Below are 14,079 nucleotides of genomic sequence, written 5' to 3'. Positions count from 1 at the left end.
CCCCGCATGACCTTCCTTCCCCAAGAAGTCATCCTCCACAAGCGCGACGGCCTGAAGCTGTCGCGCGAGGAGATAGCGCAGTTCATCGCTGGCTTTGCCGACGGCACGGTCTCCCACGCGCAGGCTGCCGCATTCGCCATGGCAGTCTACTTCCAGGACATGACCATGGAGGAGCGGGTCGCCCTCACCCTCGCCATGCGCGATTCCGGCGACGTGCTCGATTGGTCAGACCTGGATGGCCCGGTGGCTGATAAGCACTCGACCGGTGGCGTCGGCGACAATGTCTCGCTGATGCTGGCCCCGATTCTTGCTGCCATGGGGATCTATGTGCCCATGATCTCCGGCCGCGGCCTGGGGCATACCGGCGGGACGCTGGACAAGTTCGACTCCATTCCCGGTTACAACACCAATCCCGACAATGTTCTCTTCCGGCAAGTCGTGCGGCAAGCCGGCTGCGCCATCATCGGCCAAACCGCCGATTTGGCGCCCGCAGACAAGGCGCTTTATGCCATCCGCGATGTGACCGGGACGGTGGAGTCTATCTCCCTCATCACCGCGTCCATCCTCGCCAAGAAGCTCGCGGCGGGGCTTGGTGTGCTGATCCTCGACGTGAAGACGGGCTCGGGCGCCTTCATGCCCACCTTGGACCGCTCCCGGGATCTGGCGCAAAGCCTGGTGACGGTCGCCAATGGGGCGGGGCTCCGCACGGGCGCTCTTATCACCGACATGAACGAGCCCCTGGCCAGTGCCGCCGGCAATGCGCTGGAGGTCCGCAACGCGGTGGATTTCCTCACCGGCAAGCACCAAGATGAGCGGCTGCGGGAAGTGACGCTGGCGCTGTGTGCCAAGGTTGCCGAGATGACTGGCGTCGCCGGCACCGAGGCTGCGGGGCGGATGCTCGCGGAATCCGCGCTTGAAAGTGGGCGGGCGACGCAGCGCTTCTCCATCATGGTGCAGGCGCTGGGTGGCCCCGGCGACTTCGTCGACAACATGGACAACTATCTGCCGCACGCGGCTATCGTGCGCGACGTCTACGCCGATGGTGAGGGCAAGGTCGCCGAGATCGACACCCGTGGCGTTGGCATGGCCGTCGTTGCGCTCGGGGGCGGCCGGACCCGTCCCACCGACAGCATCGACCATAGTGTTGGCTTTGATCGTCTTGTCGGACTGGGAACGTCGGTCGATCACCACACTCCGATCGCCCGCATTCATGCGCGAGACGAGGAGAGTGCAGCTGACGCGGAGCGCCGCCTCAAGCAAGCTTATCGCTTGGGCGCAGATGCCACCATCCACGTCCTCATTCCTGAAAGCGTTGCGCCCACTCCGTTGGGCCAGGAGTAGTCCATGCCACGCGCCATTCTTTGCATTCTTGACAGCGTTGGTATCGGCGGAGCGCCCGACGCCGAGAAATATGGCGATCAAGGCTCCAACACCTTCGGGCACATCGCCGAATGGGCCGCCGATGGCAGAGCCGACCGCCAGGGGCTGCGGCATGGCCCGCTGCACGTGCCCAACATGGACGCGATGGGCCTTGGCGCGGCCATTCAGCTCTCGAGCGGTACCGTGCCGCCAGGGCTCTCTGCAGTGGCCAAGAGGGGACGCTTCGGCGTGGGCCGGGAAGTCTCCAAGGGTAAGGACACGCCTTCGGGCCATTGGGAGATCGCCGGTGTGCCAGTGCCCTTTGACTGGGGCTACTTTCCGCAGTCCGAACCCACCTTTCCGCCCAAACTGATCGCCGAGTTCATCCAGCGCGCCAAGCTGCCCGGCATTCTGGGCGACAAGCACGCTTCGGGGACGGAGATCATCGCCGCACTTGGTGAGGAGTCGATCCGGACAGGCAAGCCCATCTGCTACACCTCGATCGACTCGGTGTTTCAGATCGCAGCCGATGAAAGCCATTTCGGCTTGGACCGGCTGTACGAAATCTGCGAAATTGCCTTCGAGCTTACCAAGCCGCTGATGATCGGTCGGGTGATTGCTCGACCTTTCATTGGTGAGGACGCGACCAGCTTCAAGCGCACCGGCAATCGCCGGGATTTCGCCATCGCGCCGCCCGAGCCGACGCTGCTGGACCGGAACAAGGCGGCCGGCAACCAAGTTTACGCCATAGGCAAGATTTCGGACATCTATGCGGGGCAGGGTGTCACCCACAAGATAAAGGGGACCGGCATTCCTCAACTGTTCGACAAGACGCTGGAAGCGCTGGAAATGGCCGCCGACCGGGCGTTCATCATGACCAATTTCGTCGACTTCGACAGCGAATATGGGCACCGCCGCGACGTTCCTGGCTATGCTGCCGCACTCGAGCTATTCGATGGTCTGCTGCCCCAGATGATCAGCAAGCTCCGGCACGATGATCTGCTGGTTCTGACGGCCGATCACGGCAACGACCCCACCTGGCCGGGCACCGACCACACGCGCGAGCAGGTGCCGATCCTTGTCTTTTCCCCAAGCCTGTCGCAGGGCGAGATTGGCATTCGGTCCACATTCGCCGATATAGGCGAGAGCATCGCCCACTGGCTCGGCCTGTCGCCGGGCCGCCATGGCGTAAGTTTCCTCTAAAGCAAAGGTGTTCCGATGAACGATGTCAGCCGCGCCAATGTCACCGTCATCGGTCACCCGCTGATCCAGCACAAGCTGACGATCATGCGCAACAAGGAAACATCTATCGCCGGCTTCCGGCGGCTCCTGCGGGAGATCGCGCACCTGATGTGCTACGAGGTGACGCGCGATCTCGAACTTGAAACCGTGCGGATCGAGACGCCCATGGCGCCGCTCGATGCGCCCACCATCAAGGGCAAGAAACTCGTCTTTGCCTCCATCCTGCGGGCGGGCAACGGGCTGCTCGATGGCATGCTCGACCTCGTGCCGGCGGCGCGCGTTGCCCATATCGGCATTTATCGTGATCACGTTACGCTGGAGCCGGTCGAGTATTACTTCAAGGCACCCTCAAGCCTGGACAACCGCCTGATCATCGTCGTCGACCCGATGCTGGCAACGGCAAATTCGGCTACCGCCGCCATCGACAAGCTTAAAGAGCGCGGCGCCAACAATATCCGCTTTCTCTGCCTGCTCGCGGCCCCCGAAGGCATCGAACGTTTCAACGCCGCCCATCCCGACGTTCCGGTATTTACCGCCTCGATCGATAGCCATCTCAACGAGAAGGGCTACATCATTCCCGGCCTCGGCGACGCCGGCGACCGCATGTATGGGACGAAGTAGGCGCGGACGCCTACTTTTCCGCGAGCGGCAAACCGAGCGCGATCAGTTCCTTGCGGAGCAGCTCGGGGTTCTTGAAGTGGCAGCCATGCATGCCATATTTGCGAGCGGCGACGATGTTTGGCTCGCTGTCGTCGATAAAGACGCAGCTTTCGGGGGCAAGGCCGTACCGCTCACAAAAGACGCGGTAGAGCCGCGGATCCGGCTTCACCAGGCCCTCTAGACCCGAGACGATGACGCCGTCAAACTTCTCGAGGAACGGCCACTCCGGCAGGCAACTCACCCATTTTTCCCACGAGAAGTTGGTGATGGCAAAGGTGGGGACCTCATTGGCGATCAGCTCGTCATGAATGTCGATGGTGCCCTGGATGAACCCGCCCAGAGTCTCCTTCCAACGCTGGTCGTAGGCCTGGATCTCGCGCCAGTATCTGGGGAAGCGGGTGATGAGCTTGGCCACCCCCTCCGAATAGATCTCGCCGGCGTCGAACTCAAGATTCCAGTCGAGCGTGCAGATGTTCTGATGGAACCACAGCGCATCCTCTTCGGTGTCGAAGAGCTTGCGGAACAGGTACATGGGGTTCCAGTCGACGAACACGCCGCCGAGATCGAAGACGGGGACGATGGTATCGGTCATGAGGATCTAGCCGGATCGAGGAAGGATGGCCGGCTTGTGGCATGGGGGACGAGGCCGCGCAACCGGCTAGGAGGGGCCGGGCATCGTAATCCTTTTGGTGCTGCCATGCCGCGGCAGATAGAAAGTCTGACGATAGAGGTTTACCGGCTGGTCGAAGACGATTCCGTAGAACGGTGTGTATGAGTAACTTGCCTCCGAGGCGATGATGAATGCAGGCAACGAAATGTCGAGCATGGGCTCAGGAAGTTCGTAGGTATCATCTGTCTCCTCCGTGGTGCGTTTGGTGAGCTTGCCATTGGTGAACACAAAGGAGTCGATGACCTTAACTGTTCGGTCTTTTTTCACTTCAATCTGGGTGATGGTTTGAGTGAGTGTCGCCGTTGTGTAAGGCGTCATGATGCTGGTAGACGCCCCGAAGAAGTTCAGCAGGTCATTTTCGACAAGCGCCTCTTTGCGGGCAACAAGATCGCCCACCACGCTTGAAACGGTCTGGATCCGGCGATCCATCGAAATGAGGGCACTAGCCTCCATTGTGCCAACATAGGCCAGGAGCATGACAGGGAGGATAAGCGCGAATTCGACCGCAGCCGCACCGCCCTCCGTGACGCCGAACTTCCGGAGGAGCGAAATGGCTCTCGCGACCCACATCAGAACGGCTCGTTCATAAAGACGGCCGCAGCGCCAAGGAGCCGCCGTCCGTCGCCGAGATTACCTTGTCCAGCGCCACCAAAGCTCACGATGACCGGGCGCTTGTAATGTGCTTGGACAATCACGACTGAGTTGGCCGTGCCTGGCGCAAACTCCTGGTCCTCTGTCCAGCCACACTCGATTTCGCAGTCCCAGTCGACTGGCGCCACGAACTCGACCTCAGAAAAGTTCGTATAAGCTGTCACCATGAGATGGACTTCGCTGCAGTCAAAGAGGCCGTAGAGTCGACCGCACATGATGTCGCGGAACTTATCGATGTCGAAGTTGGTGGCTGTTGCTTGGCCCGTACGGATCAGCCGGGAGGCGTCCTGAACCGCGCTAGTCAGCACCTGTCCGGACAGAAAAACGAGTGATTGTTCGAGAATGGCACCGACGATAGCGAAAAAGGGAAAGGCGAGGAGCCCAAACTCAACCGCGGTCGCGCCGCGTTCATCGCGTGCAAAGCGGCGCCGCTTCCCGAGCAGCTTTCGGCCTATTCTCGATGCAAGGCGTCCAGTCATGCACAGCACGCTAGGACGGTTTGGCTAATTAGCCGTTAGCTGAAGAGCCACCGATTTGACAGATTGCTGGCAGCCTTAACGATAGGTGAACAGCAGGTCAGTTGGTGTTTGACTGCACCAATTGCGCTGAGGCCAGCACTTGTGACGAGTAGGTCGGGTCATCGCCCATCATGATGACCGACTGGCAGACGGGCGCACAGGAGAGGCTCTGTCGGGCAAGGCCGTTATAGACCGTGGTCACGCCTGCCTGCATCTGCACCACTTCGATCATGGTGTCGGCTACGGGATTTCCTGCGCTGTCGAGCACGATGAGATTGGTCTGGCCATAGCTCTTGCCGGTGAGGATCAGCGTTTGCGGGTCCTGGATCGTAACGTCGGCAATTCCCGGGTTACCCACGATCACCGTCGCGGCGGCGGCGTTGATCCTGAGAATGCGTGCCATGTTGACGTTCACATTGATCGGGGCGCCGTCATTCGCCACCGCGGGTGCTGCCCCCATCAGGGACACAAGCACGAAAACGGCGGCAAGAACTGAACGCATGATACGGGGTCCGCAGGCTAAAGGAAGCTAGCGTCCACTCTCGCCCCGAATGGTGAATTTTTGGCAAAGATCAGTCGGGTCAGGGGCCGCTGGCGATTCCTGCCCTGCCAGTTTGCTGATGCACATGCTTCCACTGAAGAGTTTTGGCGCAGTGAGCCGCCTTTCGTTTAACGTAATTTCAACCGCTCCCGACTACCGTTTTGCTTAGGTTCGATGTGTGGCGTGCCGGACGAAAGCGCCACGCAGTGACGTGAAAAACAGCAGCCTGGGGATGAAGATCTTCCTCACAGCCGCGCAAGGCCTAGCGAATAACCGCCGCGAAGCCGTTGCCACCCTTCTGGTAAGTCGAGAGCCAAGGTGTTCATGTCCTGCGCAGATAGACAGAAAGCGCTTCGCGGGATGTCAGAGAGTCTGGCGCTGCGCTTTCGTAGCTTATGGATCTGTGAGCGGGGCGCCACCGCCATCGAGTATGGCTTGATCGCTTCCATTATCACCATAACGCTCATAGTTGCGGTGGCTGCCACAGGAAACAGCGTGTTGGTACTCTTCAACTACGTTGAAGACGAAGTGCAAGCGGCACTTACAGGTGCCTGGCAAACCGTCGACTAGAAACGGAACACCGATGAGCGCAATTCTCCTCTTCGTCTTCCCCCTCGCTATGGCGTTCGCGGCTTCGTCCGACCTTTTGACCATGCGCATCTCCAACAAGCTGGTCTTGCTTCTTACCGGAGCGTTCCTTCTGCTGGCACTGCTGGTAGGCATGCCACTCCAGCAATTTGCCATGCACCTGGCCTGCGCTTTTGTGGTACTCGCCGCGGGGTTTGCCTTGTTTGCTCTTCGCGTCATTGGAGGGGGCGATGCCAAGCTGGCCGCCGCGACCACGCTCTGGCTCGGCTTTGGGCTGACACTACCCTATCTTGTCTATGCGGGCCTCCTTGGCGGTGTGTTGACCTTAGCCATTCTGGCGCTTCGCGGCCTGCCCCTTACTCCATTCTTGGCGCGGTATCGCTGGTTGGAGCGCCTGCACGACCGCAAGTCTGGTGTGCCGTATGGGATCGCACTGGCCATTGCCGGCCTGCTGACTTACTCGCAATCTACCATCTTCTTGCACCTCGCAGCCTAAGATCATCACTTCGGCGGTGCTCGACTTCGGCTTAGGAAAGGCTGACCCCTCGTTTCCGCAAAGCCCGCTTCCTATAGAGAATAACGCTCTGTTAACTCTCTCGAAAAAGCCCCGATTAACCAAACTTTGACCCTTTGAGTCCACTGTTCAGCTCATGGCTTGGGGCGAAATGCGCCTCGTGTAACCGGAGTTGGGCATGAAGCCGGCGCGTATCATCTTGCTGGTCGTTGCGCTTGTCGCAGGTGGTTTGGCCGCGTTTCTCGTAACGCGTGGTGGGTCACGTCCCGCGCCCGAACAGATCGTGCAGACGCAAGTCGTCCAGGAGCCCCAGACACAGATCCTGGTGGCCAAGGCACCCATCGGCATGGGCGAGCGGCTGAGCCCCGACACGCTGGAGTGGCAGGACTGGCCCGAGGGCGCCCTCCGTGCTGAATACGTCACCATCTCTGCCATGCCCGATGCGGCTGCCGAACTCGACGGCGCCGTTGCTCGCTTCGAGTTCTTCCCGGGCGAGCCCATTCGCGAAGCCAAGCTCGTGCGCTCCGACCAGGGCTATTTGTCGGCTGTGTTGTCCGAAGGCATGCGAGGGGTCTCTGTCGGTGTGACGGCGGTGTCGAGCGCCGGCGGATTCGTAGTCCCCAATGATCGTGTCGATGTGGTGCTCACCACCCAGGGCGAGGCCGGTGAGCAGTCCGAGGTCATCCTCTCCAACGTCCGTGTGCTCGCAATCGGGCAGCGCCTTGGCGAGCTGGGTGAAAGCGGCGGGGCCGTCGACCCGTCCGAACCACGTCCTAAACCGGTGGTTTTCGATAGCTCCACCATCGCCACGCTCGAACTGACGCCCGCCCAGGCGCAGACCCTGATCAACGCCTCGACCCGTGGGCAACTGACGTTGACGCTGCGCTCGGTCGTTGACTTCGACGACAACACAGTGGCCGCGGGCCCCGACACCAACCAGTCTGTGCGGCTGATCCGCTTCGGCAGAGAGCAATCGGTGCTTGCCGGTCGCTCCGGGCAGTTGGTGCCGGTTTCTCCGTCCTCGCCCGCCTTCTCTCAACCCAATTCAACCGAACTGCCGGTCGACCCCGAAATGGTGCCTCAATGAGCGCGGAGAAACCCATGAACCAGATGCTGGCTCGTTTCGCGCGCCGGGCTCTCGGCGCCCTTACAGCCCCGGCCGTGGCAGCGATGTTGTCGGCGAGCCCTGCCCTTGCGGCAGGCGAAACGCACCTCACCATTTCACCGGCATCCTATGGTGCGACGCGCAAGTTCGAGGTGCAGATCAACAAGACTGCTCTGGTGGACCTGCCCGCCGGCGCCGCGGAAGTCATTGTCTCTCAGCCTGGCGTCGCGGCAGCGGTCATGCGGACCCGCACGCGCGCCATGATCCAGGGCATCAGTGGGGGCGATACCAACATCTTCTTTATCGATGACCAGGGCCGCACCATTGCTGTGCTGGACGTCAAAGTGATCGAGGAGCCCTCGCAGGTCGGCAATGCGCTGGAGCTGGCTCTGGCGCGAGTCATTCCGGGCTCGAACATCCATGTTGAGTCCATCGCGCTTGGCGACGCCAATCGCGTGGTCCTAACCGGTACGGTGCTCTCCGGCGAGGACAAGACGCGGGCTGAAGCGGTGGCCATTCAGTTCGCCGGATCGCCTGAAAACGTCGCCAGCATCATCGATGTAGCCGGCTCCCAGCAGGTCATGCTGCAGGTCACTGTCTCGGAAATCCGCCGCGACGTCGCCAAACAGCTGGGCATCAATCTCTCCGGCACGGTCACCATCGGCTCGGTCAATCTCGGTTTGAACAACCAAGTTGCGGCCGGCACCGGCTGGGGTGGAGATGCCGCGACCGGCAGCTTCCCCGTGGGCAATGTCCAGCTGGATGCTGCCATCAAGGCACTGGAGACCCGAGGGGCTATCCACGTGCTCGCGCAACCTACACTAACCGCTATGTCGGGGGAGAGCGCGGATTTCCTTGCCGGCGGTGAACTGCCCTATGCCAACCGCGACGCCGACGGGAATATTACGACGATCTTCAAGCCCTACGGCATTGAGTTGGAATTCACCCCGACTGTTAAATCGTCCGGTATTGTCGGGATCAAGGTTGATACCTCCGTTTCCGAGCCGCAGTCCGACGGTACCATCAATAAGCGCCAGGCGGTCACCACGGTCGAACTGCCGGCCGGCAACACTTTGGCCATTGGTGGACTGCTGGACCAGCGCACTGCCCAGGACATCAGCCAGTTGCCGGGGCTGGGCAATATTCCGATCCTCGGCGCGCTGTTCCGCTCGCGCTCCTACCAGAGCTTTGAGACTGAGCTGGTGATCCTGGTCACGCCCTATCTGGTCAATTCCAGCCCGGCCGGGCACGTGGCCGTACCCACCGACCACAGTGCGCCCTCAAGTGACGCCGAAGCGATCTTCCTGGGCAAGATCGAGCGCCTCTATGGCGTGGCCGGCTCGGGCGAAATCCGTGGCAGTTTCGCAGGTTCAGTGGGCTTCAGCCTCGATTGAGTTGGTGCGCCGGGAGACCGGCGCCAGGAGAAGTAGTCGATGAGTTTCCTCACTCCAGAACCCAAAGCAGCAGAAGAGCCCGTGGCCGAGATCGCCGGCGGCGCGCGCCTCATCCCACGCATCACCATCCAGGCCTTTTGTGAGCACTCGCAGACAGCTCAGCTGGTCGAGAGCGCAATCCACGACCGGCGCATGTCCAAGGTGGCCCTAACCACCCACAATGGTGGCGTCGACGGCGCGGTCGAAACGTATAAGGCCAATCCCACACCCAACCTCATCATTGTCGAAACCTCGCTGCCACCCCAGGAGATCCCTGGTGCGCTAGAGCGGTTGGCGGAAGTGTGTGACGCCACCACGCGCGTCGTGGTGCTCGGCCATGTCAACGATGTGCTGCTCTACCGCGAGCTGATCCGCGCGGGTATTTCCGAGTACATCGTGTTGCCGGCGACCGCCCAGCAGATCGTATCGACCCTGACCGACCTCTTTGCGTCGGAAAACTCAGCTCCTATCGGGCGCACCATCGGGTTTGTTTCGGCCAAAGGGGGCGCAGGCGGGTCGACTGTCGCCCACAACGTGGCTTGGGCGATCGCCACCGCCCTGCGGCAGGATACCCTGATCCTCGACATGGACCTGGCCTTCGGTACGGTGGGCCTCAACTTCAATCAAGATCCGCCTCACGGTCTGGCCGATGCCATGCTGGCCAATCAGAAGGTCGACCAGACCATGCTGGACCGCCTGATGAGCAAGGCTGCCAGTCACATCAGCCTGCTCACCGCTCCGGTCACGCTGGACAACACGTTCGACTTCGAAGAGCGCGACTTCGAGCAGGTGCTGGAAATGTGCCAGAACTCGGTGCCGGCGGTGATCCTGGACATCCCCCATGCCTGGAACGCCTGGGTGCGGCACACCCTCGCCACCATCGACGAGGTTGTTATTGTCGCCGAACCCGACCTCGCCAATCTGCGCAACGCCAAGAACCTAGCTGACACCATAAAAGCGCTGCGGCCCACCGAAACCGCCCCGCGTCTGGTGCTCAACAAGCTCGGGCTGCCCAAGCGACCGGAGATAACGGCCGGCGAATTTGCCAGTTCGGTGGATTGTCAGTTGGTTGGGCAAATCCCCTTCGATGGGGCGCTGTTTGGGACTGCTGCCAATAACGGCCAGATGATTGCCGAGATCGCCGCCAACCACAAGATCAACGAGGTTTATCGCTCGATTGGCATGATGGTCACGGGCCGCCACGCCGCAGCGGCGGGGGAGCGGACCTCCGGTCTGGCAATGCTTCCCTCCCTTTTCCGGAAGCGGGCTTAGGCGCGCTAGGACGATAGGACGACTATGTTTGGCAAGCGCACAACTTTTGGTGGCAACACCCCCGGCATCGGCGAGATGTCGCGACCGATTGCGAGCGCTCCGCCACCGCGTGCGGAGCCGGCGCCTGTCGCCCGCCGCAGCAGCGACACCGATGCAATGGCGGCACGTATGCGTCCGAGCGAGGAGGTGGTGGACGTCCGTTCCCCCGCCGACGCACAGCGCGACAAGCAATATTTCCAGACCAAGTCGGCGATCTTCAACGCGCTGATCGACTCCATCGATCTCAGCCAGCTCGCCACCATGGAGCAGGACGCCGCGCGCGAGGAAATCCGCGACATCGTCGCCGAGATCATCGCGCTCAAGTCCATCATCATGTCCATTTCCGAGCAGGAAGACCTGCTCGAGGACATCTGCAATGACGTGCTGGGCTATGGGCCGCTCGAGCCCTTACTGGCGCGCGACGACATCGCCGACATCATGGTGAACGGGTCGCAGAAGTGCTACATCGAAGTGGGCGGCAAGGTGCGCCTCACCAATGTGCGCTTCCGTGATGACGCGCATCTGATGAATGTCTGCCAGCGCATCGTCAGCCAGGTCGGCCGCCGCGTCGACGAGAGTTCCCCCATCTGTGACGCGCGCCTGCCCGACGGCTCGCGCGTGAACGTGATTGCGCCGCCTTTGGCCATTGATGGCGCGGCGCTCACCATCCGTAAGTTCAAGAAGGACAAGCTCACCCTCCAGCAGCTCGTCAAATACAACTCGATTTCGCCCGAAGGCGCCGAAGTGCTGCGCATCCTTGGTCGCGTGCGCGCCAATGTGCTGATCTCTGGGGGTACGGGCTCGGGCAAGACGACACTGCTCAATTGTCTCACAGCATTCATCGAAAAGGACGAGCGGGTCATCACCTGCGAAGACTCCGCTGAACTGCAACTGCAGCAGCCGCATGTGGTGCGCCTCGAAACCCGCCCCCCCAATCTCGAGGGCGAAGGCGAGATCACCATGCGCGATCTCATCAAGAACTGCCTGCGCATGCGCCCAGAACGGATCATCGTGGGCGAAGTGCGTGGCCCGGAGGCTTTCGACCTCCTCCAGGCCATGAACACCGGTCACGATGGCTCGATGGGCACGCTCCACGCCAACTCGCCGCGCGAAGCGCTGAGCCGTCTCGAATCCATGATCACTATGGGCGGCTACGCGCTGCCCAGCCGCACCATCCGCGAGATGATCGTCTCCTCGATCGACGTAATCGTGCAGGCTGCGCGTCTGCGGGATGGCTCGCGCCGCATCACCCACATCACCGAGGTGCTCGGCATGGAAGGGGACGTGATCGTGACGCAGGACATTTTCCTCTACGACATCATGGGTGAGGACCAGAACGGCATGCTGCTCGGTCGCCATCGCTCGACGGGCATTACCAAGCCGCAATTCGCCGAACGGGCGCGCTACTTCAACGAAGAGCTAAACCTGGTCGAGGCGCTGGAGAAGTCCAACACCGAGCAGCGCGAGCTCCTGGGGGCATAGCGACCATGACACTGATCCTTGTTGCTCTCCTGGCCATGGTGACAGTCGGTGCTGTCGGCTTTGCGCTGGTGCCTTCGGCGCTGGGCGGCAGCGGCCGGGCGGCCAAGCGCCGTAAGGCCCTGCAGGGCAACGTCCGGGTGAACCGACTGGAGAATGACGCAGCGCGAACGCGTGACCAGCGCCGCAAGAGCGTGCAGCAAGCTCTCAAGCAGCAAAGCGATGCCCTCAACGCCAAGAAGCGCGTCAACCTCTCCCAATTGCTGTTTCAGGCCGGGATGACCGTGTCGCGGGCAACCTTTATTCGCAACAGCGTGATCTTTGGTGCGGTAGCGTTCGTCGTTCTGGTGGTGGTGCAGGTCCCGTTCTACTTCGCCGCCATCTTCGCCGTCGCGGCAGCCTACCTGTTGCCGCGCATGTATGTCAGCCGCAAGCGCCGCATCTACCAGGATCGTTTCCTGGACGAACTGCCCAATGCTGTGGAAGCCATCGTGCGCGGCGTCAAGACCGGCCTCCCCCTCAACGACTCCATTCGCGTCGTGGCCAAGGACGCCAAAGAGCCGGTAAAGTCAGAGTTCGGCCGGGTGCTCGACCAGCAGGCTTTCGGCATGTCGATGACCGAGGCCGTGCAGGTTCTGCTCGATCGGGTTCCCCTGCCGGAGGTGAACTTCTTTGTGGTCGTGATCTCGGTCCAGCAGCAGGCGGGTGGCAATCTGTCCGAGGCACTGGGCAATTTGGCGCGCGTGCTGCGCAACCGCAAGAAGATGAAGCAGAAGGTCAAGGCGCTTTCATCAGAGGCCAAGGCTTCCGCTGGCATCATCGGCTCGCTGCCCTTTGTCGTCGCCACTCTGGTGAGCCTCGTCAGCCCGAGCTACCTTCAGCCGCTTTTCGCCACCAGCCTGGGCAATATTTGGCTCGGGGTTGGCGTCTGCATGCTAGCTATGGGCGTGTTCGTCATGAACCGCATGGTCAAGTTCGACTACTGATGATGAGAGGCGCCCGGGCATGAACATTGTCGAGCTTCTCACCCAGCGCGACTTCCTGATCGCGGTTCTAGCTGCGATCTCGGCGGGCGCGGTGGTCTTCACCTTCGGCTCGAGCTTCATCGTCAAGTCCGAGATGCGGGACCGCATCAAGCGGGTGGCTCTCGAACGTGAGAAGATGCGGGCCGAGGAGATGGCTCGCCTACGGGGCTCCGCGGCAGCTGTTGACGGACGGTCGGTTCGGCGCACGGCCGAGCCCAAGGCCTATGTAAAGCGGGTGGTGGAGCGGCTGGACCTCAAGAAGGCGTTCATGGACGACGCCACGGTCGAAAAACTCGCTATGGCGGGCTATCGCGGGCAGGGCCACCTAACGACTTTTCTCTTCCAGCGCTTCGTGACTCCGATTGCCATTCTGGTAGCTGCCGTCGCCTACCTCGTCTTCCTCGTGCCCGGTGACCGGCCACTCTATCTCAATCTCGTCTACGCCATCGGTGCAGGCCTGGTCGGCTCTTATGTTCCCGTGCTGCTGCTCAAGAACACCACGACCAAACGGCAGGTCTCGATCAAGCGCGCCTGGCCCGATTGTCTCGATCTGCTGCTGCTCTGCGTCGAGGCGGGCATGTCCATGGAGCACGCCTTCAAACGTGTCGGCAAAGAGATCGGACAGCAGAGCGCCGAGCTAGCCGAAGAACTGACCCTCACCACGGCCGAATTGTCCTTCCTCGAAGATCGTGGCCGAGCTTACGAAAATCTCGGGCGCCGGACGGGCCTTGATGGCGTCAAATCGGTGATGACGGCGCTGATCCAGGCCGATCGCTACGGCACCTCTGTCGGGCAGGCGCTGCGAGTCATGGCTGAAGAAGGTCGCGAGATGCGCATGATGGACGCCGAAAAGAAGGCGGCATCGCTGCCGCCCAAGCTGACCGTGCCGCTGATCCTGTTCTTCCTGCCGGTGCTCTTCATCGTCATCATGGCGCCGGCCATGATCAAGGTCTTCGCCACGCCGGGCCTGGGCGGCTAACGGC

At 61.5% G+C, this 14,079-nt stretch carries 15 protein-coding genes; 11 read left to right on the top strand and 4 right to left on the bottom strand.

The window, feature by feature from the left end:
- Positions 1 to 6: 6 nt before the first annotated feature.
- Genes deoA through upp form a run of 3 tightly spaced genes read left to right on the top strand, consistent with a single transcriptional unit; the run spans position 7 to position 3,222 of the window.
- The gene (gene deoA / locus QOV41_RS18055; RefSeq protein ID WP_284578249.1) at positions 7 to 1,341 is read left to right on the top strand and encodes a thymidine phosphorylase; all 1,335 of its coding nucleotides are present in this window, start codon (positions 7 to 9) and stop codon (positions 1,339 to 1,341) included.
- Between the two features lie 3 nt (positions 1,342 to 1,344).
- Positions 1,345 to 2,562 (top strand): phosphopentomutase, encoded by a 1,218-nt coding sequence (locus QOV41_RS18050; protein ID WP_284578248.1) that lies wholly within the window; start codon positions 1,345 to 1,347, stop codon positions 2,560 to 2,562.
- Between the two features lie 15 nt (positions 2,563 to 2,577).
- Positions 2,578 to 3,222: a uracil phosphoribosyltransferase gene (gene upp, locus QOV41_RS18045; RefSeq protein WP_284578247.1), complete on the top strand. Its 645-nt coding sequence runs from the start codon at positions 2,578 to 2,580 to the stop codon at positions 3,220 to 3,222.
- Between the two features lie 10 nt (positions 3,223 to 3,232).
- On the opposite strand, the gene QOV41_RS18040 is transcribed toward upp, so the two are convergent.
- The 4 genes from QOV41_RS18040 to QOV41_RS18025 all read right to left on the bottom strand — a co-directional run bounded on the left by QOV41_RS18040 (position 3,233) and on the right by QOV41_RS18025 (position 5,602).
- A complete protein-coding gene (locus QOV41_RS18040) occupies positions 3,233 to 3,853 on the bottom strand; it encodes an HAD family hydrolase (RefSeq protein WP_284578246.1) in 621 nt (206 codons plus the stop codon).
- 66 nt (positions 3,854 to 3,919) lie between these two features.
- Positions 3,920 to 4,501, bottom strand: coding sequence for a TadE/TadG family type IV pilus assembly protein (locus QOV41_RS18035; protein ID WP_284578245.1), 582 nt, complete (start codon positions 4,499 to 4,501; stop codon positions 3,920 to 3,922).
- Complete coding sequence (locus QOV41_RS18030; protein ID WP_284578244.1) at positions 4,501 to 5,061, bottom strand: TadE/TadG family type IV pilus assembly protein; 561 nt, start codon at positions 5,059 to 5,061, stop codon at positions 4,501 to 4,503. The genes QOV41_RS18035 and QOV41_RS18030 overlap by 1 nt, the downstream gene beginning before the upstream one ends.
- 97 nt (positions 5,062 to 5,158) lie before the next feature.
- Entirely contained in the window at positions 5,159 to 5,602 is a 444-nt protein-coding gene (locus QOV41_RS18025) for a pilus assembly protein N-terminal domain-containing protein (protein ID WP_284578243.1), read from the bottom strand.
- Between the two features lie 363 nt (positions 5,603 to 5,965).
- Here QOV41_RS18025 and QOV41_RS18020 point away from each other — a divergent pair, with 363 nt between their 5' ends.
- The 8 genes from QOV41_RS18020 to QOV41_RS17985 all read left to right on the top strand — a co-directional run bounded on the left by QOV41_RS18020 (position 5,966) and on the right by QOV41_RS17985 (position 14,075).
- The gene (locus QOV41_RS18020; protein ID WP_350151180.1) at positions 5,966 to 6,211 is read left to right on the top strand and encodes a Flp family type IVb pilin; all 246 of its coding nucleotides are present in this window, start codon (positions 5,966 to 5,968) and stop codon (positions 6,209 to 6,211) included.
- Between the two features lie 13 nt (positions 6,212 to 6,224).
- Positions 6,225 to 6,725 carry an A24 family peptidase gene (locus QOV41_RS18015; RefSeq protein ID WP_284578241.1) on the top strand — a complete coding sequence of 167 codons (501 nt, stop codon included), beginning with the start codon at positions 6,225 to 6,227 and terminating at the stop codon, positions 6,723 to 6,725.
- Between the two features lie 196 nt (positions 6,726 to 6,921).
- Complete coding sequence (gene cpaB / locus QOV41_RS18010; RefSeq protein ID WP_284578240.1) at positions 6,922 to 7,830, top strand: Flp pilus assembly protein CpaB; 909 nt, start codon at positions 6,922 to 6,924, stop codon at positions 7,828 to 7,830.
- A gap of 14 nt (positions 7,831 to 7,844) precedes the next feature.
- Positions 7,845 to 9,242 (top strand): type II and III secretion system protein family protein, encoded by a 1,398-nt coding sequence (locus QOV41_RS18005; protein ID WP_284578238.1) that lies wholly within the window; start codon positions 7,845 to 7,847, stop codon positions 9,240 to 9,242.
- A gap of 39 nt (positions 9,243 to 9,281) precedes the next feature.
- Positions 9,282 to 10,553 (top strand): AAA family ATPase, encoded by a 1,272-nt coding sequence (locus tag QOV41_RS18000; protein WP_284578236.1) that lies wholly within the window; start codon positions 9,282 to 9,284, stop codon positions 10,551 to 10,553.
- A gap of 24 nt (positions 10,554 to 10,577) precedes the next feature.
- Positions 10,578 to 12,074: a CpaF family protein gene (locus QOV41_RS17995; RefSeq protein WP_284578235.1), complete on the top strand. Its 1,497-nt coding sequence runs from the start codon at positions 10,578 to 10,580 to the stop codon at positions 12,072 to 12,074.
- Between the two features lie 5 nt (positions 12,075 to 12,079).
- Positions 12,080 to 13,057, top strand: coding sequence for a type II secretion system F family protein (locus QOV41_RS17990; RefSeq protein ID WP_284578233.1), 978 nt, complete (start codon positions 12,080 to 12,082; stop codon positions 13,055 to 13,057).
- 19 nt (positions 13,058 to 13,076) lie between these two features.
- Positions 13,077 to 14,075, top strand: a complete 999-nt coding sequence (locus QOV41_RS17985; protein WP_284578230.1) for a type II secretion system F family protein — start codon at positions 13,077 to 13,079, stop codon at positions 14,073 to 14,075.
- Positions 14,076 to 14,079 lie beyond the last annotated feature (4 nt).

The sequence above is a fragment of the Devosia sp. RR2S18 genome (assembly GCF_030177755.1).
Lineage (GTDB): Bacteria > Pseudomonadota > Alphaproteobacteria > Rhizobiales > Devosiaceae > Devosia > Devosia rhizosphaerae.
Note: the sequence above shows the minus strand (reverse complement) of the source record. Positions and strands in the feature narration are given on the sequence as shown.

Bases quoted from the DNA above. Each gene is read 5' to 3' on its own strand.
- deoA (WP_284578249.1), top strand. From the start codon at position 7: ATGACCTTCCTTCCCCAAGAAGTCATCCTCCACAAGCGCGACGGCCTG.
- QOV41_RS18050 (WP_284578248.1), top strand. From the start codon at position 1,345: ATGCCACGCGCCATTCTTTGCATTCTTGACAGCGTTGGTATCGGCGGA.
- upp (WP_284578247.1), top strand. From the start codon at position 2,578: ATGAACGATGTCAGCCGCGCCAATGTCACCGTCATCGGTCACCCGCTG.
- QOV41_RS18040 (WP_284578246.1), bottom strand. From the start codon at position 3,853: ATGACCGATACCATCGTCCCCGTCTTCGATCTCGGCGGCGTGTTCGTC.
- QOV41_RS18035 (WP_284578245.1), bottom strand. From the start codon at position 4,501: ATGTGGGTCGCGAGAGCCATTTCGCTCCTCCGGAAGTTCGGCGTCACG.
- QOV41_RS18030 (WP_284578244.1), bottom strand. From the start codon at position 5,061: ATGACTGGACGCCTTGCATCGAGAATAGGCCGAAAGCTGCTCGGGAAG.
- QOV41_RS18025 (WP_284578243.1), bottom strand. From the start codon at position 5,602: ATGCGTTCAGTTCTTGCCGCCGTTTTCGTGCTTGTGTCCCTGATGGGG.
- QOV41_RS18020 (WP_350151180.1), top strand. From the start codon at position 5,966: ATGTCCTGCGCAGATAGACAGAAAGCGCTTCGCGGGATGTCAGAGAGT.
- QOV41_RS18015 (WP_284578241.1), top strand. From the start codon at position 6,225: ATGAGCGCAATTCTCCTCTTCGTCTTCCCCCTCGCTATGGCGTTCGCG.
- cpaB (WP_284578240.1), top strand. From the start codon at position 6,922: ATGAAGCCGGCGCGTATCATCTTGCTGGTCGTTGCGCTTGTCGCAGGT.
- QOV41_RS18005 (WP_284578238.1), top strand. From the start codon at position 7,845: ATGAACCAGATGCTGGCTCGTTTCGCGCGCCGGGCTCTCGGCGCCCTT.
- QOV41_RS18000 (WP_284578236.1), top strand. From the start codon at position 9,282: ATGAGTTTCCTCACTCCAGAACCCAAAGCAGCAGAAGAGCCCGTGGCC.
- QOV41_RS17995 (WP_284578235.1), top strand. From the start codon at position 10,578: ATGTTTGGCAAGCGCACAACTTTTGGTGGCAACACCCCCGGCATCGGC.
- QOV41_RS17990 (WP_284578233.1), top strand. From the start codon at position 12,080: ATGACACTGATCCTTGTTGCTCTCCTGGCCATGGTGACAGTCGGTGCT.
- QOV41_RS17985 (WP_284578230.1), top strand. From the start codon at position 13,077: ATGAACATTGTCGAGCTTCTCACCCAGCGCGACTTCCTGATCGCGGTT.